Below are 19870 nucleotides of genomic sequence, written 5' to 3'. Positions count from 1 at the left end.
CGGCGACGATACGCGAGCGCGCGGCACTCCCACGGTTGTTCGATAATCTATATTATGTCAGTTCTCGTGTGGCTGGGGGCGCAGTCTCCCGCCCGCGCACTCCCTCCCCACGCCCGCCGGGCCGCAGCGCGCTACGCTTGACTGTCGCGCCGCGAGGCGCACCATCGCCGCACGGTCCCCGAGGAGCACGCATGGTCAGATCGGTCCGCCGCTTCATCGCCGGCCGAGGGTCGCCGGCAGTCCGCGATGAACGAGACGTCACCGTGCGGGATGCCCTCCGTTCGCCCCGCCTGCTCACCCGCGAGGCGCTCGCCGGCCTCGTCGTCGGGCTCGCGCTGATCCCCGAGGCCATCTCCTTCTCGATCATCGCCGGCGTCGATCCCCGGGTCGGCCTCTTCTCCTCATTCGTGATGGCCGTGTCGATCGCATTCCTGGGCGGCCGTCCCGCGATGATCACCGCCGCGACGGGCGCCGTGGCGCTGGTGGTCGCGCCGATCGCTCCCCGATACGGCCTCGACATGCTGATCGCGACGATCCTGCTCGCCGGCGTGTTCCAGATCCTGCTCGCCGCCCTCGGCGTCGCGAAGCTCATGCGCTTCATCCCCCGCAGCGTGATGGTCGGCTTCATCAACTCCCTCGCGATCTTCGTGTTCATGGCCCAGATCCCGCACCTCATCGGCGTCCCCTGGGCGGTGTATCCCCTGGTCGTGGCCGGCATCCTCATCATCCTCATCGTGCCGCGCCTGACGCGCGCCATCCCCGCTCCCCTGGTCTCCGTGGCGCTCGTCACGGTCGCCGCGGTGGCCCTCTCCATCCACGTGCCGACCGTGGGCGACCAGGGCGAACTCCCGCGCAGCCTGCCGTCGTTCTTCCTCCCGGACGTCCCCCTGAGCTGGGAGACCCTGAGCATCATCGCCCCCTACGCCGCGGGGGTCGCGGTCGTCGGATTGATGGAGTCCCTGCTCACGGCGAAGCTCGTCGACGAGATCACCGATACCCGCTCGGACAAGACCCGCGAGTCGTGGGCGCAGGGCGCCGCCAACATCCTCTCCGGGTTCTTCGGCGGCATGGGCGGCTGCGCCGTCATCGGCCAGACCATGATGAATGTGCGGGTATCGGGGGCGCGCACGCGCATCTCCACATTCCTCGCCGGCGTGTTCCTGCTCGTGCTCGTCGTCCTCCTCGGAGATCTCGTCGCCGCGATCCCGATGGCGGCGCTCGTCGCGGTCATGATCATGGTCTCCGTGGCGTCATTCGACTGGCACAGCGTCCGCCCGGCGACCCTCCGGCGCATGCCGCTCAGCGAGACCGCCGTGATGCTCGCGACGGTGGCGTGCGTCGTGCTCACGCATAACCTCGCGATCGGCGTCATCGCGGGAGTGTTCTTCGCCTCGCTCCTGTTCGTGCGCAGGGTCGCGAGGTTCGTGGGCGTCGAGCGGCGGGTCGAAGTACGTGAGGGCGCTCCCCTGGCGCGCTACATCGTCACGGGCGAGCTGTTCTTCGCATCGAGCAACGATCTGACGACGCTCTTCGAGTACCGCGCGGACCCGCAGCGGGTGGAGATCGACATCTCCGGATCGCACGTCTGGGACGCATCGACGGTCGCGGCGCTGGACGCGATCGTGACGAAGTACGCGCAGCTCGGCACCGAGGTCGAGATCACCGGCATGAACGCCGCCACGAGCGCACTCCTCTCCCGGCTCTCGGAGCACCCCCGCTCGGACGACCCGCGCTCGGACGACCCGCGCTCGGCGGGCCCCGGCTCGGAGCAGGCTCCCGGCGCGGCCTAGACTGGAATCCATGTATGTCAAGATCTGCGGGCTGCGCGACGCAGCGACCGCACGGCACGCAGTGGCGAGCGGAGCAGACGCACTCGGCGTGGTGATGAGCGCTCGGAGCCCGCGCAACGCGGGCGTCGGCGAGGCGGCGGAAGTCGTCGCCGAAGCACGGCACGGAGGGATCGACGCGGTGCTCGTGGTCGACGCGATGCCCGCCGTCCGCGCCGCCGAGACCGCGCTCCGGCTGGGCTTCGAGGTGCTGCAGCTGCACGGCGACTACGATGCGGCGGACTTCGCAGCTGCGCAGCGGATCCTCCCACGGGTATGGCGTGCCGCCTCGCTGGCCCGGGATCCCGGACTGCGCGCGGGCGACCGCGGTGAGGAGCGCCTCCTGCTCGACGGGGCGGTGCCCGGCTCCGGAGCGGGCTGGGATCTGTCCCCCCTCGCGCCGGGGACCGCGCTGCGCGCTCGGATCGGCGAGGGATGGGTGCTCGCGGGAGGGCTGGATGCGCGGAATGTCGCCGACCGGGTCCGCGCAGTCATGCCCTGGGGCGTCGACGTGTCGAGCGGGGTCGAGCGCGAGCCGGGGCTGAAGGACCCGGCCCTGATCGAGCGATTCATCGTCGCCGCGCGCGGCGCGGCGGGCACGGAGGAACGATGAGCAAGCAGCATCACACTGGCAAGCGGACCATGAAGATCACGGTGCCGACGCCACCCCCGGTCCCCCACCCCGCACTTATCCCCGGCATCGGAGTGGAGCAGACCGGGCTCAGCTTCCGGACCAACTGGCTCGTCTTCTCCGTGACCGTCGTGCTCACCCTCTCCGTGATCGTCTGGGCCTTCGCCGCGCCCGACAGCGTCGGCGCAGTCGGCGCCGCCTCCCTCGCCTGGGTCAGCGGCAACTTCGGCTGGCTCTTCGGCGCACTCGCGATCCTCGTCGCGCTCTTCATGCTCGTCATCGGCTTCGGCCCGACCGGGGGCATCCGCCTCGGCGCAGACGACGAGCAGCCGGAGTTCTCAATGGGCTCGTGGATCTCGATGCTGTTCGCGGCCGGCCTGGGCATCGGGCTGCTGTTCTACGGCCCGCTCGAACCGCTCACCTACTTCCTCGATCCCGCGCCGGGCGTCGCCGCCCCCGCCGGCTCGACGGAGGCGGCGCTGCCGGCCCTCGCCCAGACCATCCTCCACTGGGGGCCGATCGCGTGGGCCTTTTACGCGCTCGTGGGCGGCGCTATCGCGTACAGCACCTACCGTCGCGGGCGCCCCCCGCTCATCTCGGCGCTCTTCGAGCCCGTCTTCCCCGGCGGCGGCAACCGGCTGCTCGGCCGGATCATCGACGTCTTCGCCATCATCGTCACGCTCTTCGGCACGGCGGTCTCCCTCGGCATCGGAGCGCTGCAGATCGAAAGCGGATTCCGCATTGTCACGGGCCTCGGGGACCTCGGGAACACCTTCCTCATCGGGGCGCTCGCGGTCCTCACCGCCTGCTTCATCGCCTCCGCGGTGTCCGGCGTGAAGCGCGGCATCCGACGGCTCTCCAACCTCAACATGATGTTCACCGGCGCGCTGGAACTGTTCGTCCTCGTGGTCGGCCCCACGGTCTTCCTGCTCAACTTCCTCCCCTCCGCCGTGGTGGAGTACTTCCAGGAGCTGCTCTTCATGCTCGCCCGCAATCCCAACGAGGGCCCGGAGACGGCGGAGTTCCTCGCGCAGTGGACGACCTACTACTGGGCATGGTGGGTGTCGTGGACGCCGTTCGTCGGCATGTTCATCGCGAAGATCTCCCGCGGGCGCAAGCTGCGCGAGTTCGTGGTGACGGTGATGCTCGTGCCCTCCGCCATCGTGATCGCGTGGTTCGTCGTGTACGGCGGCACCGCCATCTCCATGAGCCTCTCGGGCGAGGAGCTCAGCACGGGCGGCTCCGGCGAGGAGGTGCTCTTCGAGGTGCTCCAGCGCCTTCCCTTCGGCATGATCACCTCGGTGGTCGCGATGTTCGCGGTGCTCATCTTCTTCGTAACCGCCGCCGACTCGGCGTCGATCGTCATGGCCTCCATGTCGCAGGGGGGACGACCCGAACCCTCCAAGTGGGTCACGATCGTCTGGGGGCTGCTGCTCTCGCTCATCGCGGTCGCGCTGCTGCTCGCCGGAGGACGCGACACCCTCGGCGGCCTCCAGTCGCTGATGGTGGTCTCCGCGCTCCCCTTCGCGTTCGTCGTCATCGGGGTGATGATCTCCTGGGCGAAGGATCTGCGCACCGACCCCTACATCATCCGTCAGCGTTACGCGCGTGCCGCGATCGCCCAGGGGGTCCGCCGCGGCATCGACGAGTACGGCGACGACTTCGTCTTCGGCGCGAGCGAGGTGCCGGCGCACGAGGGCGCGGGGGCCGACTTCGACAGCGCCGACCCGGCGCTCACCGACTGGTACGTGGACGCGACGACAGGCCCCATCCAGCACGTGGCGCGGGAGGGCGGGGAGATCGCGCCCGGCCGCTCCTCCCGGGCCATCGAAGAGGCCGAGCGGAACTCCGCCGAGGAGCAGGCGCTCCCTCCCGGCAGGGACCCGCTCCCCGAGCTGACGCCCGGAACCGACGGGGCCGCGAGCTCGGCGAGCGCCGCGCGCGACGCCTCTCCCCCGCAGCGGTGAGCCGCGGCTCGAAGCTAGCGCTTCTCGGCACAACCTTGTAACCTGTTCGTTATCTTCTGCGCCCCCTCCCCACCCGGCGCCTCCCCCCCGGCGCCCCACGATCCGGAAGACTGCATGACCCAGCCCACACCCCCGAGCGGCACGAGCCCGTATCCGTCACGTCGATCGCTCCGCGAGGCACACGCCGCCGGAGCCGCCGGAGGCACCGGAGTCGAGCCCCCCTCCGAGGATCCCCTCCCCCGCAGCGGGCGCACCACGACGGCGCCCGCCTCCGCGGCCGCATCGTCGGATGCTCCCGGCACCGGGCCACGCGCGGCCGCGGATCCGCGGCCCGCCGAGACGCGCCTCGGGGCGACGCACTCGGGAACGAACGATTCCGAGCCGGCGTCGGTCCGGTCCCCCATCATCGAGCACACGCCCGCCACCGGCATTCCGCCCTCCGCCTTCCCGGCCCGCCGGGTGCCGGCACGCCGCCGGCTCGCCGCCGTCGCCGCCGCCGCGAGCGTGTGCGGCCTCACGCTGACGATCGCGCTTCCGCTGACGCAGGAGACGAGCGCCGCGTCGAGCAATGCGGCGGTGCACTCCGCGCAGCAGCTCTTCTCCGAGGTCTCCGTCGACGACATGCCGTCCTCGTTCACCGAGATCACCGCAGCGGTGCCGGACACCTCCTCCCCCACCGCGTTCGCCTTCAACGACCGGGTGCTGGTCAACTATCCGTTCACGAGCCCCGTCACGCTCACCGACGGCTTCGGCTACCGGACCGCGCCCGTCGCGCAGTTCCACGACGCCCAGGACTTCGCCGCGGCTGCGGGCACCCCGGTGCACGCGATCGCGGACGGCACCGTACTCGAGGCCGGCTTCGCGAGCGACGGCTGCGGGTTCGGCCTGAAACTGGAGCACGAGCTCGACGGCACGGAGGTGACGAGCCGCTACTGCCACATGGAGATGGGCTCGCACGAGCTCGCCGAGGGCGACACCGTCCGCATGGGCGAGCAGGTGGGTCGCGTCGGCAACACGGGCATGTCCTTCGGAGCGCATCTCCACCTCGCGATCCGCGTGGAGGACGAGCCGGTGGACCCCATGCCGTTCTTCGCCGAGTACACCCGCAAGCCGCGCACCGAGACCGCGACGGCCGCCAAGCCCGAGGCCTCGTCGAGTTCCGGGAACGTGACCGCCGGGGGCTCCTGAGCGGCTGACGAGTGCTCCTGAGCGGCAGCCGCAGCATCGCTCGGCACGGCCCCGGGCCCGCGGCCCGTCCTCCGCTCCGAGAACCTGGCGGGACGGCGCCGCGAAGCGGTCAGAGTCCCGCAGCCGCGGTGGTCGCCTCCGCCCAGGCGGCGAGCTTCGCCGCGGCCGCCCCCGAGTCGATCGCGGCTTCGGCCGCGCGCATCTGCTCACCGAGGCGCTCCAGCAGCGCGCGCTCCGCGGACTCGGGGCGCTCCGCCAGTTCGTAGGCCACGAGGCCGGCCGCGGCATTGAGCAGCACGATGTCACGGATCGGCCCGCGCTCCCCCGCGAACACGCGATGCACGACCGCCGCGTTCTCCTCGGGCGTACCGCCCACCAGCTCCGAGATCTCGGCTCGCGGGATACCGAGATCTCGCGGATCGATATCGTGCTCGGTGAGGCCGCCGCGGCTCACCTCCCACACCCGGGAGTGACCGGTGGTCGTGAGCTCGTCGAGTCCGTCATCGCCGCGGAAGACCAGTGCGGAAGCCCCCCGGAGCCTGAAGACGCCGACGAAGATCGGCACCCGATCGATGTCCGCGACGCCGACGGCCGATGCCTCTGGCCGCACCGGGTTGCAGAGGGGGCCGAGGAAGTTGAACACGGTGGGAATGCCCAGTTCTCCCCGCGCACCCGCCACATGGCGGAATCCGGGCAGGAACCGGGCGGCGTGGACGAAGGCGATCCCGGCACGGTCGAAGGCGCTCCGCAGCTGTTCGGCATCGAGCGAGAGATCGATCCCGAGCGCAGAGAGCACATCGGAGGATCCGGAGAGGCTGCTCGCAGCCCGATTGCCGTGCTTGACCACCGGCGCACCGGCCGCCGCGGCCGTGATCGACGCCATCGTCGACACATTGACGGTGCCGAAACGGTCGCCTCCGGTTCCGACGATGTCGAGCGCCATCGCCGGGAGGCTGATCGGCGCGGCCTCGGCGAGGATCGCATCGCGGAAGCCGATCACCTCCTCGACCGTGACCCCCTTGGATCGGAGCGCGACCAGAAAGCCGCCGATCTGGGCACCGCTGGCCTCGCCCGTCATGAAGCGAGACATGGCCCACTCGGCCTGAGCCACGCTCAGGTCGTGCCCGTCGAGCAGGGCGGTCAGCACAGTCGGCCAGTTGCGTTCGTCGATCATGCGGCGATTCTATCGATCAGGACCCTCGGGATCCGCGTCATCATCAGATGATTACGCGTGCGATTGTGCAAATCCGACGCGTCAAAACCGGTAGGCTATGGAGGAAACTTGCAGAAAGTTCGGCGCGCCGAGTCTAGGTGAAAACGCACACCAAACTTTCAGCCATAATAGAGGGGTGACTACGACCACTATGAATACCAAGGCAGCCGCACCCTCGGTGAAGCGGCCGAATATCGTCGCCGTGGGCACCATCGTGTGGCTCGGCAGTGAGGTCATGTTCTTCGCGGGTCTCTTCGCGATCTACTTCACCCTCCGCGCGATGAACCCCGAGTTGTGGGCCGAGCAGACGGTCAAGCACAACTTCCCCTTCGCGCTGGTCAACACCCTCATCCTGGTCGCCTCCTCATTCACCGCACAGGCCGGCGTCTTCGCAGCAGAGCGGATGCAGCCCCGCGGCACGGGATGGAGCCCGCGGAAGTGGGGCACTGTCGAGTGGTTCTACCTCACGGTCCTGCTCGGCGCGATCTTCGTCTCAGGCCAGGTCTGGGAGTACGCGACCTTCGTCTCCGAGGGCGTCACCCTCGCCTCGGACCCCTATGGCTCCGCCTTCTACATGACGACCGGCTTCCACGGCATCCACGTGACCCTGGGCCTCGCCGCGTTCCTGCTCGTCATCGGCCGGATCTACGCCGTCAAGAACTTCACGCACAAGGAGGAGACCAGCGCCGTCGTCGTGTCGTACTACTGGCACTTCGTCGACATCGTCTGGATCATCCTCTTCATCGTCATCTACGTCCTCAAGTAGGGTCAGGAGTAATCGAGATCATGGCTCGCGCCAAGAAGAACGTCCGCAAGTCGGGGCGTCGGCACCCGCTTGCCACCGCCGCGCTCGTCGCCGTCGGCCTGCTGGTCACCGGCGCCGCGTACACCGGCTTCAGCCAGACCTCGGCAACCGCCGAGATCGACCTCGAGTCCCCCGCGACCATTGAGGCCGGCGAGAAGCTGTTCGGCGCCAACTGCGCCACGTGCCACGGCGCGAGCGCCCAGGGCACCGACGACGGCCCCTCGCTCATCGGCGCGGGCGCCGCATCGGTCAACTTCCAGGTCGGCACCGGGCGCATGCCCCTCGCCTTCCAGGGCCCGCAGGGCATGGTGAAGCCGGCGCAGTTCACCGAGGACCAGACGCTGCAGATGGCGGCCTACGTCGCCTCGCTCGCCCCCGGGCCCGAGCTGCCGGACAGCCGCTACCTGCAGGGCGACGGCGACGTCGCGAACGGCGGCACCCTGTTCCGCATCAACTGCGCGATGTGCCACAACGTGGCGGCCGCCGGCGGTGCGCTCACCCAGGGCAAGTTCGCTCCGGCCCTCACCGGAGTCGCGCCGACCCACATCTACGAGGCGATGGTCACCGGGCCGCAGAACATGCCCGTGTTCAGCGACGCGAACATCAGCCCGCAGGAGAAGTCGGACATCATCTCCTACCTGAAGTACATCGAGGAGAAGCCCGCGGTCGGCGGCATCACCCTCGGATCGCTCGGCCCCGTGGCCGAAGGCCTCTTCATCTGGGTGATCGGTCTGGGCGCGATCGTCGGCCTCACCGTGTGGGTCACCGCGAAGTCCAACTAGTGCGGCGACGCGCAACGAGTTCATGAGTCAGGAATCAAGGAGCAACATGGCAGAGGAAGCGAAGAACAACGGTGGCCATGACGCCGTTGTCGCCGCTCAGGGCCACGATCACGTCGAGGCCGCGGTCGGCACCGCGGTGATCGCGTCCGACGCGGTGCAGAATCCGGGTCTTCCCCCGCACCGCAAGCGGGTGACGGATCTCGACCCGAAGAAGGCCAAGAACGCCGAGCGCGGGGTCTACTCGCTCTTCTACCTCTCGATCGCCGGCAGCCTCGGCGCCGTCATCGCCTACATGGCGATCCCGATCGAGACCGGCGACCTCATGGCGATCCGGCTGCAGACCCTCTTCGTGGGTCTCGGCATGGCGCTTGCGCTGCTCGCCATCGGCATCGGCGCGGTCCACTGGGGCAAGGCACTCATGGCCGATCACGAGTCCATCGACGTGCGCCACCCGGTGGCGAGCGACGAGCCGACGCGCGCCGCAGCGGCAGAGGTCTTCGAGCTCGCCGACAAGGAGTCCGGCTTCTCGCGCCGTACCCTCGTGCGCAACAGCCTCATCGGCGCGCTGATCGCATTCCCCCTCCCGGGCATCACGCTCCTCCGCGGTCTCGCGCCGCAGGATCGCAACCCGGTGCAGCTCCTCAAGCACACCATGTGGGCGGAGGGCGTGCGCCTGGCGCGCGACCCCTCGGGCGTGCCGATCAAGGCGAGCGAGGTCACCATCGGCTCCGCCTTCCACGTCATCCCCGAGACGCTCAACCACGAGGATTTCGAGAGCCTCTCGCTCGACGAGCGCGGCGGCAGCGAAACCCTGCTCGACGCCAAGGCGAAGGCCATCGTGCTGCTCATGCGTCTCGACCAGTCGGAGCTCAAGGAGCTGCCGGAGCGCAAGGACTGGTCCTACGACGGCATCGTGGCCTACTCCAAGGTCTGCACGCACGTGGGTTGCCCGGTGGCGCTCTACGAGCAGCACACGCACCATCTGCTCTGCCCCTGCCACCAGTCGCAGTTCGACGTCTCCGATCACGCGAAGGTCGTGTTCGGCCCGGCGAAGCGGCCGCTGCCCCAGCTCCCCATCACGGTGGACGATGAGGGCTACCTCGTGGCGCAGAGCGATTTCCATGAACCTGTCGGCCCGAGCTTCTGGGAGCGCCTCAAGTGAGCACCGTAACCGAATCCCCCGCGCAGAGCGGCACGGCGCAGAGCGGATCGAGCCGCTTCACCGCCGCGGCAGCCAACTATCTCGACGAGCGCACCAAGATCGGCGTCGCCGTCAAGGAGTTCGGTCGTAAGGTCTTCCCCGACCACTGGTCCTTCCTCCTCGGCGAGGTGGCCCTGTACAGCTTCGTGGTGATCCTGCTCTCGGGCACCTTCCTGACGCTGTTCTTCCAGGCATCGATGGCCGAGGTCCACTACAACGGTCCCTACGTGCCGATGAAGGGCCTCGAGATGTCCGTCGCCATGGCGTCGACGCTCGACATCTCCTTCTCGATCCGCGGTGGCCTGCTGATGCGTCACGTGCACCACTGGGCTGCGCTGCTCTTCGTCGCATCCATCGGCCTGCACATGCTCCGCATCTTCTTCACGGGCGCGTTCCGCAAGCCGCGCGAGCTCAACTGGGTGATCGGCTTCGTGCTGTTCATCCTCGCGATGGCCGAGGGCTTCACCGGCTACTCGCTCCCCGACGACGTGCTCTCCGGCAACGGCCTGCGCATCATCGACGGCATCATCAAGGCGATCCCGGTCATCGGCACCTACCTGTCGTACTTCTTCTTCGGAGGCGAGTTCCCGGGCACCGACATCGTCGGACGCCTGTACATGCTGCACATCATGCTCCTGCCGGCGCTCGTGATCCTCTTCGTGGCGCTGCACCTCGCCTTCGTCGTGATCCACAAGCACACCCAGTTCCCCGGGCCCGGCAAGACGCAGCAGAACGTCGTCGGCTTCCCGGTGCTGCCGGTGTACGCGGCGAAGGCCGGCGGCTTCTTCTTCATCGTCTTCGGCGTGATCGCGCTGATCTCCTCGCTCGTGGGGATCAACCCGATCTGGAACTACGGCCCCTACGACCCCTCCCCCGTGTCGGCCGGTACGCAGCCCGACTGGTACATCGGCTTCGCCGACGGCATGCTGCGACTCATCCCGCCGGGGTGGGAGACGGAGTGGTTCGGCTACACCTGGTCGTGGAACATGCTGGTGCCCGTCATCATCATGCTCGTCTTCCTCGTGCTCGTCGCGATCTACCCCTTCATCGAGGCCTGGGTCACCGGCGACAAGCGCGAGCACCACATCCTCGACCGTCCGCGGAACGCCCCCACCCGCACCGCGATCGGCGCCGCCGGCGTCACCTTCTACGCGGTCATGTGGGCGGGTGCGAGCTCGGACATCATGGCGACGCACTTCCAGCTGTCGATGGAGGGGGTCATCCACACCCTCCAGGCACTGCTGATCCTCGGCCCGATCATCGCGTACGTCGTGACGAAGCGCATCTGCCTCGGCCTGCAGAAGAAGGATCGCAGCATCGCGCTCCACGGCTACGAGTCCGGACGCATCGTGCGGCTCCCCGGCGGTGAGTACATCGAGGTGCACAAGCCCCTCGACGAGTACGAGCGCTGGCAGCTGGTCAGCTACCACGATTACGCACCGCTCATGCTGCGTCCCGACGACAACGGCCGGATTCCCTTCTCGAAGCGTCTTCGCGCTGGCTTCAGCCGCTGGTTCTTCGAGGACCGGATCGTTCCGCCCAGCCAGGGCGAGCTCGAGCAGGGCCACCACGAGGGCCACTGAAGCTGGCCTTTGTGAGCGGGGTCGCACCTTCGGGTGCGGCCCCGCTTTCGTGTGCTCCACGCCTTTCCCGGCATGTGCGGTGCCGGCGCCTGCCCCAGCTCGTGCACAGACCGTACCGCGCGCGGGCCGGCCGAGTGACCTTCCGCACCGGACGCGGAGCTGCCCACTGCGAAACGGATCCGCGAGAGCTCGGCTGCCGAGAAAGACCGGGAACGTGATCGCGCCGATACCGGGCACGATCCCCCGGTGCCTCTCGCCCCGGGGCCTCTCGCCCCGGTGCCTCTCCCAGCCCGCTGAATGATCAGGCCGGATCCTCGGAGGCACGCTCACGAGAGAGCCGGGTAGCAAGCCCGACGCACAACGACGCAGCCCAGAGGCCGCGCCCGAAGCAGATCGGCACACCGCTTGCCCCGCAGCTCGCAGCGCCGCGGTACCGGCAGGCACCCCCTTAGCCGGCGTGCGAGTCGGCCGCCCGCAGCGCCGCCATGCCGGCGAGCAGCACTGCCGCGAAGCTCTCCGACCCCAGCTCCCTCTCGACCGCGCTCAGCATGGTGCGCAGACGATCCCCCATGTCCGGGTCGCGGGAGCTGGCCACCGCTTGGACGACCAGGCGAGCTTGCTGCGCATCGGGGCGGAATGACGGAGCGTGCCCAGCGTCCACGAGCTGCGCGAGGGCCCCGTCGACGCAGGCGAGGAATAGCTCCTGCTTGGTGCTGAAGTTCGCATAGACGTGAGGTTGCGGCACTCCGGCGCGCTCGGCGATCGCCTTCGTGGAGGCGCCGTGAAAGCCGAAGAGGCCGAACTCGATGAGTCCGGCCTCCATCAGGTGCCTGCGGTTCTCGCCCGGCCTCCTGCGTGCGCGACGATCCGTCATGCGTTCACCGCAGATCGAGGATCTTGCGGTAGTGCTCGCCGACCGGCTCGAAGCCGCGGTGGTTGTAAAAGGATCCGATGCGGGCCGTCGAGGCGGAAAGCTGCCGCACCCCGCGACCCATGCAGTAGTGCTCGTTCGCCTGCATGAGCCGGTCGCCGACCCCGCTGCCACGGGAGGCCTCGTCGACCACGATCTCCTGGAGGTGAGCGGTCAGTCCGGGAGCGTGCAGGAGGCGCGAGACGGTCATCAGGGAGTATCCGACGACCACTCCGTCGAGCTCCGCGACGAAGAGCACGTTCGTCTCCTGGTCGCGGTGCCGGAGCACATTGTCGTAGGCGACGGAGAACTCGTCGCGGCCGATCGACTCGCGGCCCGTGGTGAACTGGCGGGCCAGGGCGAAGACCGCGGCAGCGTCCTCGCCCCGGCCCCGGCGTATGATGATGCTCACGCGCTGGATCCCTCTGCGAACGGCCCGCTCAGCGAGCGAAGTTCCCGCGGTAGTACTCGAACACCCAGCCGACCACGCCGATCGCAACCAGCGGCAGCGCGAGGAAGGACAGCCAGAAGTGGAAGCCGATGCAGAGGCCGACGATCACGAGCGCCGGGCCGAAGGCCAGGAAGATCGGCCACCAGCTCCAGGGGCTGAACTCCCCGAGCTCGGGGTCCCCGTCGTCGATGTCGGAGTCGAGTCGATCCTCGACCAGCACGCCGCCCTGCTTCCGCTGCACGAGCATGAGGTAGAAGGCGATGAAGCCGGTGAGCGCGCCGGAGAGCACGATCGCGGTCGAGCCGGCCCACTCGATCCGGTTTTCCACGATCCAGCTGAAGATCGTGTAGGCCGTTCCGACCACCACGAAGTACGCGGTGAGCACCCAGAAGATGACGATGTTGGATTTCATGATGCGATCTCCTCGGAGTTACTTCGCGACTTCGCTCACGCGAACCGGCTGCTCGATGCCGCTGACCTCGGGGTGATTGAGGTCGAAGGCGGGCGACTCGGAGCGGATGCGCGGGATCGAGGTGAAGTTGTGACGGGGCGGCGGGCAGGAGGTGGCCCACTCCAGCGAGCGACCGTAACCCCAGGGATCGTTGACCGTGATCTTCGGAGCACGACGCGCCGTCAGGTACACGTTCAGCAGGAACGGGATCATGGATGCGCCCAGGATCATCGCCCCGACCGTCGACACCTGATTGCCCCAGGTGATGCCGTCGCTGGGCAGGTAGGTGTAGTAGCGGCGCGGCATGGCCATGACGCCCAGCCAGTGCTGCACGAGGAAGGTCATGTGGAAGCCGACGAACAGGACCCAGAAGTGGATCTTGCCGAGGCGCTCGTTGAGCATCTTGCCGGTCCACTTGGGCCACCAGAAGTAGAAGCCGGCGAACATCGCGAAGACGACGGTGCCGAAGACCACGTAGTGGAAGTGCGCCACCACGAAGTAGGTGTCGGAGAGGTGGAAGTCGAGGGCCGGCGAGGCGAGGATGACGCCGGTGAGTCCGCCGAACACGAAGGTCACCAGGAAGCCGAGCGACCAGAGCATGGGGGTCTCGAAGGTGATCGAGCCGCGCCACATGGTGCCGAGCCAGTTGAAGATCTTCACACCGGTGGGCACCGCGATGAGCATGGTCATGAGCGCGAAGAACGGCAGCAGCACCGAGCCGGTGACGTACATGTGGTGCGCCCACACCGTCATCGAGAGCGCTGCGATCGAGATCGTCGCGTAGATGAGGGTCTTGTAGCCGAAGATGGGCTTGCGACTGAACACCGGGAAGATCTCGGACACGATCCCGAAGAACGGCAGGGCGATGATGTAGACCTCGGGGTGACCGAAGAACCAGAAGAGGTGCTGCCACAGAATGGCACCGCCCTCGCCGTTGTAGATCTGCGCGCCGAAGATGCGGTCTGCGGCCAGGCCGAAGAACGCGGCTGCGAGCACCGGGAACACGAGGAGCACGAGGATCGAGGTGATCAGGGTGTTCCAGGTGAACACCGACATGCGCCACATCGTCATGCCGGGGGCACGCATCGTGATGATCGTCGTGATGAAGTTCACGCCGCCCATGATCGTGCCGAAGCCGCTCACGCCCAGACCCAGGACCCAGAGGTTACCGCCGACGCCGGGCGAGTAGGTCATGTCCGACAGCGGGGCGTAGGCGAACCACCCGAAGGACGCGGCGCCCTGCGGGGTGAGGAAGCCGCCGACCGCGATGAGCGAGCCGAAGGTGTACAGCCAGAACGCGAAGGCGTTGAGCCGCGGGAACGCCACATCGGGCGCGCCGATCTGGAGCGGCATGATGACGTTCGCGAACCCCGCGAACAGCGGGGTCGCGAACATCAGCAGCATGATCGTGCCGTGCATCGTGAACAGCTGGTTGTACTGCTCCTTCGTCGCCACCACCTCGAGGTTCGGCGCGAACAGCTGGGCGCGGATGACCAGCGCCATCAGGCCGCCGATCAGGAACCACACGAAGGAGCTGATCAGATACATGTATCCGATCACCTTGTGGTCCGTGGATGTAATCCACGAGACGATGACATTGCCCTTCTTCATGTTCTGTTATCCCCAGTTCCCTCAGTAGTTCCCGCGATTACTCGTTGCTTGCTTGGGCGTTCTCGTTGTCCACGGCGAGATGCCCCTGGTTCGGGTTCGCCTCGGCACTCACCTGGCCCGTGTTCCCCGCAGCACGCAGCGAATCGATGTAGGCGTCGTATTCCGCCTGCTCCACGACCTTGACCTTGAAGAGCATCATCGAGTGGTACTCGCCGCAGAGCTCGGCGCACTTCCCCATGAATTCGCCGGTCTTGGTCGGGGTGAAGCTCATGTAGTTGGTCTGCCCGGGGATCATGTCCTTCTTGTAGAGGAACTCGACCACCCAGAACGAGTGGATGACGTCGCGGGTCTCGAGGCGGATCTCGGTGGTCTTGTCCACCGGGAGGTAGAGCACCGGCATGGTCTCTTCGGTGGCCTCGCCCTCGTCGTCGGTCTGCACCTGCACGCCCTGGAAGTAGACGTCCTCGTCCACGTAGTTGAAGTCCCAGGACCAGCGCTTGCCGAAGACCTCGACGACATTCTCGGGCGCGTCGTAGCGCTGCTCGATCTTGCTCATCTCCTGGGCGGTGAAGCCGAAGAAGCCGAGCACGAGGATGACCGGCACCACCGTGAAGAAGGTCTCGATGGGCATGTTGTAGCGAAGCTGGACCGGCAGGCCCGTCTGGCCCTTGCGGCGACGGTAGGCGATGGTGGCCCAGATGATGAGGCCCCACGTCACCACGCCCACGGCGAGCAGCACGATCCAGGAGGTGACCCAGAGGCCGGTGATCCCGTCGGTGTGGTTGGTGGCTCCTTCGGAGCCGTCGGGGAGGAAGCCGCGCTGCTGCTCGGGGGTGCAGCCGGCGAGCACGAGGGCCGCGGAGAGTACAACCGGGGCCGCAACCCATTTCATTCGACGATTGGAACGCACCGCATACCTTTCGAAACGTTTCTCGCCGGCACCGTGTGCGGCGAAGCTGATGACTCGCTGATAGCTTAGCGCGAAGCTGGGCATTTCCCGAACCAAGGAAGCACGGGTGTTGCGCCGGCTGTGCGCGGGCGCGGCGTCAGCTGAAGCTGTCGCCGCACGCGCAGCTGCCCTGCGCGTTGGGATTGTCGATGGTGAAGCCCTGTTTCTGGATGGTGTCCTCGAAATCGATCGATGCACCGTTGAGATACGGGACGCTCATCTGGTCCACGACCACCTCGACTCCCCCGAAGTCGACCACCGCGTCATTCTCGAGTTCCCGCTCGTCGAAGAACAGCTGGTAGATGAGTCCCGAGCAGCCCCCCGGCTGCACGGCGATGCGCAGACGCAGATCATCGCGTCCCTCCTGAGCGAGCAGGCTCCGCACCTTCTCCTGCGCCGCCTCGCTCAGCGAGACCCCGTGGGCCCGCTCAGGGGCTGCGACGCCGCCGGCCGCTGCGTTCGTGTCACTGCTCATGCCAACTCCTCGTCCAAGCGTCGATACCGTCTCCCCCAGTCTACCGCCCGGTACCGCCGCCCTGCGCCGTCCTCGGCGGCCCGCTCGCGCCCGGCTTCGCGCGGGAACGCAGATGGGGCGCGGTATCCTTGACGAGACCGCCGGCGTCGCGCCGGCACCGAGGGAATATCCGGCGCGATCCGCGCCGAGCGAGAGGAGTGGCGTGGCGAAGAAGCGCGTTGACAGCGCGGCCGGGAACGACGAGGCGGGGTCCGCGGAGCGCGAGGCGGTCGGCAAGGGCCGGCCGACGCCGTCCCGCAAGCAGGCGCAGGCCGCCAATGCCCGCCCCATCGTCGGTTCCAAGGACAAGTCCGTGCTCAAGGAGCAGCGCCGGCAGCAGGCCACCGCTCGCGAGCGCGCCCGGCTCGGCATGATGGAGGGTGACGAGCGCTACCTCGGGCCACGCGACCGGGGGCCGCAGCGGCGTTTCGTACGCGACTACGTCGACGCCCGGTGGAGCGTGGGCGAGATGCTCATCCCGATGATGCTCGTCGTGCTCGTGATGACCTTCATCCCGGGGATCGTCCAGGTCATCAGCCTCATCGTGATCTGGGCCTTCGTCGGCCTCGCGGTGATCGATGCCGTGCTGCTGGGCATGCGCCTGAAGCGGCTGCTGGGGCAGAAGTTCGGCGAGGATCGCGTGCAGCCGGGATTCCGCTGGTACGCGGCCATGCGCGCCTTCCAGTTCCGGCCGCTGCGCGTGCCGAAGCCGCAGGTCAAGCGGGGCCAGCGACCCGCCTGAGTCCCATCGCCGCAACCACGGCGGATGCAGAACGGCCCGCGGATCTCCGCGGGCCGTTCTGCATCGTCCCGCCGACTGCGGGACGAGGGAGCGGGGTCCGTCAGGACGGCACGCGCTCCCTCGGCTGCTGCCACCCGGCGCGCAGCAGTCCGCGGTTGATCGCGCGCACCCACAGCGGCCCCTCGTAGACGAACGCCGTGTACCCCTGTACGAGGGTCGCGCCGGATTCGAGCCGCTCGATGACGTCGGCGGCATCGGTCACTCCGCCGACCGCGATCACGCAGAACGCAGGGTCCGGCGCCACGGCCCTGATCCGGCGCAGCACCTCCAACGAGCGCCGCTTCAGCGGGGCTCCGGAGAGTCCGCCGGCTCCCATGCGCTCGATGTCCTCGTCGCTCGCCCACAGGCCGTCCCGTGACACCGTCGTGTTGTTCGCGATGATCCCCGCGAGGCCGAGTCGCTGCGCGAGCGCAACGATCCCGTCGATCTGCTCGTCCTCCATGTCCGGCGCGATCTTCACGAGCAGCGGGGTGCTTCCGGCCGCCTCGCGCACCGCGGCGAGCAGCGGCTCCAGCATCTCGAGCTCCTGCAGGCCGCGCAGTCCCGGCGTGTTGGGAGAGCTCACGTTGACCGCGAGATAGTCGGCGATCGGCGCGAGGCGCTGGGCACTCCAGACGTAGTCGCCGACGGCGTCCTCCACTTCGGTGACGCGGCTCTTGCCGATGTTCACGCCGATCACGGGGCGCCGGCGCGACAGCCGCGCGCGCTCGATGCGCGGTACGGCCGCGGCGGACCCCGCGTTGTTGAAGCCCATCCGGTTGATCAGTCCGCGGTCTTCGACGAGCCGGAAGAGGCGAGGCCGGGGGTTGCCGGGCTGGGCGTGCCGCGTGAGGGTGCCCACCTCGACGTGTCCGAAGCCGATGGCGCCGAGGCCCTGGATGGCCTCGGCGTTCTTGTCGAAGCCGGCGGCGAGCCCGAAGGGGCTCGGGAACTCGGTTCCGAGGGCGCGGACCCGCAGCGAGGGGTGGGGCGCGCAGAGCCGTCGCACCACTGCCCCGAGGAGCGGGGCCGCCCGGATCACCCGGAAGGCGAGGTGGTGCGCGGTTTCGGGGTCCATGCGCCGCAGCACGGTGTTGAACAGCAGCGGATACAGGCGCATGCGCGTCACTCCTCGGAGGCTCGGGCCGCGTCGCGGCCATGGTCGTGCGCGCGTGCCTCGTGCTCGCCGGTGCCGCGCGTCTCGCCCTCGTGGGCTTCGGCGGCGCCGCCGGGGTGGGCGCGCAGCTCGGCGATCGCGGCATCGAAGTCGGCGAGCGACTCGAAGGCCTGATACACGCTCGCGAAGCGCAGATAGGCCACTTCGTCGAGCTCTCGCAGGTGCGGGAGGATGGCGAGCCCGATCTCGTTCGCGTCGAACTGGGCGATTCCGCTGGAGCGCACCGACTCCTCGACCCGCTGGGCCAGCACGGCGAGGTCGCCCTCGGTCACGGGCCGGCCCTGGCACGCCTTGCGCACACCGCTCATCACCTTCTCCCGGCTGAAGGGCTCGACCACGCCGGAGCGCTTGATCACGGTGAGGCTCGCCGTCTCGGTCGTCGTGAAGCGACGGCCGCACTCGGGGCATTGGCGGCGGCGGCGGATCGACAGGCCGTCGTCCGCGGTGCGCGAGTCGATGACGCGCGAGTCGGGGTGGCGGCAGAACGGGCAGTGCATCAGCGCGCCCCCGCCTCTGCGGCGCGCGCGAAGCGCGCGCTGACGGCCTCGCCATGCGCGGGCAGCCCCTCCGCTCCGGCGAGGGCGAGCAGCGGCGCTTCGACCTCGGCGAGCGCAGCGCGGTCGTAGGCGATGATCTGCTGCGGGCGCAGGAAGGTGTGGGCACCGAGCCCGGAGGCGAAACGCGCGGTGCCACCCGTCGGGAGCACGTGGTTGGAACCGGCCAGGTAGTCGCCGAGGCTCACCGGCGTGTAGCCGCCGACGAAGATCGCACCGGCGTCGCTGATCGCCGCGAGCACCGCCGCGTCGTCGCCGGTCTGGATCTCCAGGTGCTCGGGACCATAGGCGTTGCTGACGCGGGCCGCGGCCGCGAGGTCATCGACGAGGATCACGGCGGACTGAGGACCGCCGAGAGCGGCGGCCACCCGCGCTGCGTGGCGGGTCCGGGGTGCGCGACGCGCCACCTCCGTGAGCACCCGCTCGGCGAGCGCCTCCGAATCGGTGACGAGCAGCGACGCCGCGGCCTCGTCGTGCTCGGCCTGACTGATGAGGTCGGCGGCGACGAACGCGGGCTCCGCCGTGGCGTCGGCGATGATCAGGATCTCCGTGGTGCCAGCCTCGGAGTCGATGCCCACCCTGCCGGAGACGACCCGCTTCGCGGCGGCCACGAAGACGTTGCCCGGGCCGGTCACCACGTCCACGGCTTCGAGGCCGATCTCGCTCACTCCGTGGGCGAACGCGGCGATCGCTCCGGCGCCGCCGATCGCGTACACCTCCTCGATGCCGCAGAGCGCCGCCGCCCACATGACCGCGGGGTGCGGCAGCCCGCCGTTGTCCCGCTGGGCGGGCGAGGCGAGCGCGAGCGTCGGCACGCCCGCGGTCTGCGCGGCGACCGCGTTCATGATCACGGATGAGGGATACGCGGCCTTCCCCCCGGGCGCGTACAGGCCGACGCGGGAGACCGGCTGCCAGCGCTGCGTGACCGTGGCTCCGTCGGCCATGCGGGTGATCTGCTCGGCGGGCACCTGGGCGGCGGAGGCACGGCGCAAGCGGGCGATGAGCTCGCGTAGCGCGGCCTCAACCTCGGCCGGGCAGTCCGCGAGCGAGGCGCCGATCGCTTCGACGGGTACGCGCAGGGCGTGCCCCTCGACGCGGTCGAACTCCCGGGCCTGCTCGCGCAGTGCCGCCGCTCCCCGCGCGGCGACGTCCGCAACGAGCGGGCGCACCCGCTCGACCGCCTCTTCGGCGCTCACGGCCGCGCGCGGAACGAGGTCCATCAGTTCGGCCCGGGAGAGTGCTCGGCCCCGCAGATCAATCGTTCGCATCACCGAAC

At 68.8% G+C, this 19870-nt stretch carries 19 protein-coding genes; 9 read left to right on the top strand and 10 right to left on the bottom strand.

All coding sequences use genetic code 11. The features are described 5' to 3' along the window. Nucleotides 1-191: 191 nt before the first annotated feature. The 4 genes from B4915_RS02725 to B4915_RS02710 all read left to right on the top strand — a co-directional run bounded on the left by B4915_RS02725 (nt 192) and on the right by B4915_RS02710 (nt 5612). Complete coding sequence (locus B4915_RS02725) at nt 192-1790, top strand: SulP family inorganic anion transporter (RefSeq protein ID WP_105804312.1); 1599 nt, start codon at nt 192-194, stop codon at nt 1788-1790. Between the two features lie 10 nt (nt 1791-1800). Next, entirely contained in the window at nt 1801-2439 is a 639-nt protein-coding gene (locus B4915_RS02720) for a phosphoribosylanthranilate isomerase (protein ID WP_105804311.1), read from the top strand. After that, entirely contained in the window at nt 2436-4424 is a 1989-nt protein-coding gene (locus B4915_RS02715) for a BCCT family transporter (protein WP_105804310.1), read from the top strand. The genes B4915_RS02720 and B4915_RS02715 overlap by 4 nt, the downstream gene beginning before the upstream one ends. 114 nt (nt 4425-4538) lie before the next feature. Continuing rightward, nucleotides 4539-5612: a M23 family metallopeptidase gene (locus tag B4915_RS02710; protein WP_105804309.1), complete on the top strand. Its 1074-nt coding sequence runs from the start codon at nt 4539-4541 to the stop codon at nt 5610-5612. Nucleotides 5613-5721: 109 nt separating this feature from the next. On the opposite strand, the gene trpD is transcribed toward B4915_RS02710, so the two are convergent. Further along, the gene (trpD, locus tag B4915_RS02705) at nt 5722-6786 is read right to left on the bottom strand and encodes an anthranilate phosphoribosyltransferase (RefSeq protein ID WP_105804308.1); all 1065 of its coding nucleotides are present in this window, start codon (nt 6784-6786) and stop codon (nt 5722-5724) included. 190 nt (nt 6787-6976) lie between these two features. Between trpD and ctaE the strand changes: the two genes are divergently transcribed. Genes ctaE through qcrB form a run of 4 tightly spaced genes read left to right on the top strand, consistent with a single transcriptional unit; the run spans nt 6977 to nt 11196 of the window. Continuing rightward, nucleotides 6977-7591: an aa3-type cytochrome oxidase subunit III gene (gene ctaE / locus B4915_RS02700; RefSeq protein WP_105804307.1), complete on the top strand. Its 615-nt coding sequence runs from the start codon at nt 6977-6979 to the stop codon at nt 7589-7591. A gap of 20 nt (nt 7592-7611) precedes the next feature. Beyond that, nucleotides 7612-8412 carry a cytochrome bc1 complex diheme cytochrome c subunit gene (gene qcrC, locus B4915_RS02695; protein ID WP_105804306.1) on the top strand — a complete coding sequence of 267 codons (801 nt, stop codon included), beginning with the start codon at nt 7612-7614 and terminating at the stop codon, nt 8410-8412. Between the two features lie 46 nt (nt 8413-8458). Then, entirely contained in the window at nt 8459-9574 is a 1116-nt protein-coding gene (gene qcrA / locus B4915_RS02690; protein WP_105804305.1) for a cytochrome bc1 complex Rieske iron-sulfur subunit, read from the top strand. Then, on the top strand, nt 9571-11196 hold the full coding sequence (gene qcrB, locus B4915_RS02685) for a cytochrome bc1 complex cytochrome b subunit (RefSeq protein WP_105804304.1): 1626 nt from the start codon (nt 9571-9573) through the stop codon (nt 11194-11196). Before qcrA ends, qcrB begins: the two co-directional genes overlap by 4 nt. 448 nt (nt 11197-11644) lie before the next feature. On the opposite strand, the gene B4915_RS02680 is transcribed toward qcrB, so the two are convergent. The 6 genes from B4915_RS02680 to B4915_RS02655 all read right to left on the bottom strand — a co-directional run bounded on the left by B4915_RS02680 (nt 11645) and on the right by B4915_RS02655 (nt 16043). Beyond that, nucleotides 11645-12070, bottom strand: coding sequence for a TetR/AcrR family transcriptional regulator (locus B4915_RS02680; RefSeq protein WP_105804303.1), 426 nt, complete (start codon nt 12068-12070; stop codon nt 11645-11647). A 4-nt stretch (nt 12071-12074) separates the two neighbouring features. Continuing rightward, the gene (locus B4915_RS02675) at nt 12075-12518 is read right to left on the bottom strand and encodes a GNAT family N-acetyltransferase (RefSeq protein ID WP_105804302.1); all 444 of its coding nucleotides are present in this window, start codon (nt 12516-12518) and stop codon (nt 12075-12077) included. 28 nt (nt 12519-12546) lie between these two features. Next, on the bottom strand, nt 12547-12969 hold the full coding sequence (locus tag B4915_RS02670) for a cytochrome c oxidase subunit 4 (protein WP_105804301.1): 423 nt from the start codon (nt 12967-12969) through the stop codon (nt 12547-12549). Nucleotides 12970-12987: 18 nt separating this feature from the next. After that, entirely contained in the window at nt 12988-14619 is a 1632-nt protein-coding gene (ctaD, locus tag B4915_RS02665; RefSeq protein ID WP_105804300.1) for an aa3-type cytochrome oxidase subunit I, read from the bottom strand. Between the two features lie 37 nt (nt 14620-14656). Next, nucleotides 14657-15511 carry an aa3-type cytochrome oxidase subunit II gene (ctaC, locus tag B4915_RS02660; RefSeq protein WP_105804299.1) on the bottom strand — a complete coding sequence of 285 codons (855 nt, stop codon included), beginning with the start codon at nt 15509-15511 and terminating at the stop codon, nt 14657-14659. Nucleotides 15512-15665: 154 nt separating this feature from the next. Beyond that, nucleotides 15666-16043 carry a HesB/IscA family protein gene (locus B4915_RS02655; RefSeq protein WP_105804298.1) on the bottom strand — a complete coding sequence of 126 codons (378 nt, stop codon included), beginning with the start codon at nt 16041-16043 and terminating at the stop codon, nt 15666-15668. Nucleotides 16044-16245: 202 nt separating this feature from the next. Between B4915_RS02655 and B4915_RS02650 the strand changes: the two genes are divergently transcribed. Then, nucleotides 16246-16824 (top strand): DUF3043 domain-containing protein, encoded by a 579-nt coding sequence (locus tag B4915_RS02650; RefSeq protein ID WP_245907311.1) that lies wholly within the window; start codon nt 16246-16248, stop codon nt 16822-16824. A 100-nt stretch (nt 16825-16924) separates the two neighbouring features. Here B4915_RS02650 and B4915_RS02645 read toward each other — a convergent pair whose 3' ends face one another. Genes B4915_RS02645 through hisD form a run of 3 tightly spaced genes read right to left on the bottom strand, consistent with a single transcriptional unit; the run spans nt 16925 to nt 19862 of the window. Further along, a complete protein-coding gene (locus B4915_RS02645) occupies nt 16925-17977 on the bottom strand; it encodes a quinone-dependent dihydroorotate dehydrogenase (RefSeq protein ID WP_105804580.1) in 1053 nt (350 codons plus the stop codon). An 11-nt stretch (nt 17978-17988) separates the two neighbouring features. Further along, on the bottom strand, nt 17989-18537 hold the full coding sequence (nrdR, locus tag B4915_RS02640) for a transcriptional regulator NrdR (RefSeq protein WP_105804296.1): 549 nt from the start codon (nt 18535-18537) through the stop codon (nt 17989-17991). Next, a complete protein-coding gene (gene hisD, locus B4915_RS02635; protein ID WP_105804295.1) occupies nt 18537-19862 on the bottom strand; it encodes a histidinol dehydrogenase in 1326 nt (441 codons plus the stop codon). The genes nrdR and hisD overlap by 1 nt, the downstream gene beginning before the upstream one ends. Nucleotides 19863-19870: the final 8 nt, after the last annotated feature.

The sequence above is a fragment of the Leucobacter massiliensis genome (assembly GCF_002982315.1).
GTDB lineage: Bacteria > Actinomycetota > Actinomycetes > Actinomycetales > Microbacteriaceae > Leucobacter > Leucobacter massiliensis.
Note: the sequence above shows the minus strand (reverse complement) of the source record. Positions and strands in the feature narration are given on the sequence as shown.

Coding starts and splice junctions, on each gene's coding strand:
- B4915_RS02725 (WP_105804312.1), top strand. CDS start 192: ATGGTCAGATCGGTCCGCCGCTTCATCGCCGGCCGAGGGTCGCCGGCA.
- B4915_RS02720 (WP_105804311.1), top strand. CDS start 1,801: ATGTATGTCAAGATCTGCGGGCTGCGCGACGCAGCGACCGCACGGCAC.
- B4915_RS02715 (WP_105804310.1), top strand. CDS start 2,436: ATGAGCAAGCAGCATCACACTGGCAAGCGGACCATGAAGATCACGGTG.
- B4915_RS02710 (WP_105804309.1), top strand. CDS start 4,539: ATGACCCAGCCCACACCCCCGAGCGGCACGAGCCCGTATCCGTCACGT.
- trpD (WP_105804308.1), bottom strand. CDS start 6,786: ATGATCGACGAACGCAACTGGCCGACTGTGCTGACCGCCCTGCTCGAC.
- ctaE (WP_105804307.1), top strand. CDS start 6,977: ATGAATACCAAGGCAGCCGCACCCTCGGTGAAGCGGCCGAATATCGTC.
- qcrC (WP_105804306.1), top strand. CDS start 7,612: ATGGCTCGCGCCAAGAAGAACGTCCGCAAGTCGGGGCGTCGGCACCCG.
- qcrA (WP_105804305.1), top strand. CDS start 8,459: ATGGCAGAGGAAGCGAAGAACAACGGTGGCCATGACGCCGTTGTCGCC.
- B4915_RS02680 (WP_105804303.1), bottom strand. CDS start 12,070: ATGACGGATCGTCGCGCACGCAGGAGGCCGGGCGAGAACCGCAGGCAC.
- B4915_RS02670 (WP_105804301.1), bottom strand. CDS start 12,969: ATGAAATCCAACATCGTCATCTTCTGGGTGCTCACCGCGTACTTCGTG.
- ctaD (WP_105804300.1), bottom strand. CDS start 14,619: ATGAAGAAGGGCAATGTCATCGTCTCGTGGATTACATCCACGGACCAC.
- ctaC (WP_105804299.1), bottom strand. CDS start 15,511: ATGAAATGGGTTGCGGCCCCGGTTGTACTCTCCGCGGCCCTCGTGCTC.
- B4915_RS02655 (WP_105804298.1), bottom strand. CDS start 16,043: ATGAGCAGTGACACGAACGCAGCGGCCGGCGGCGTCGCAGCCCCTGAG.
- nrdR (WP_105804296.1), bottom strand. CDS start 18,537: ATGCACTGCCCGTTCTGCCGCCACCCCGACTCGCGCGTCATCGACTCG.
- hisD (WP_105804295.1), bottom strand. CDS start 19,862: ATGCGAACGATTGATCTGCGGGGCCGAGCACTCTCCCGGGCCGAACTG.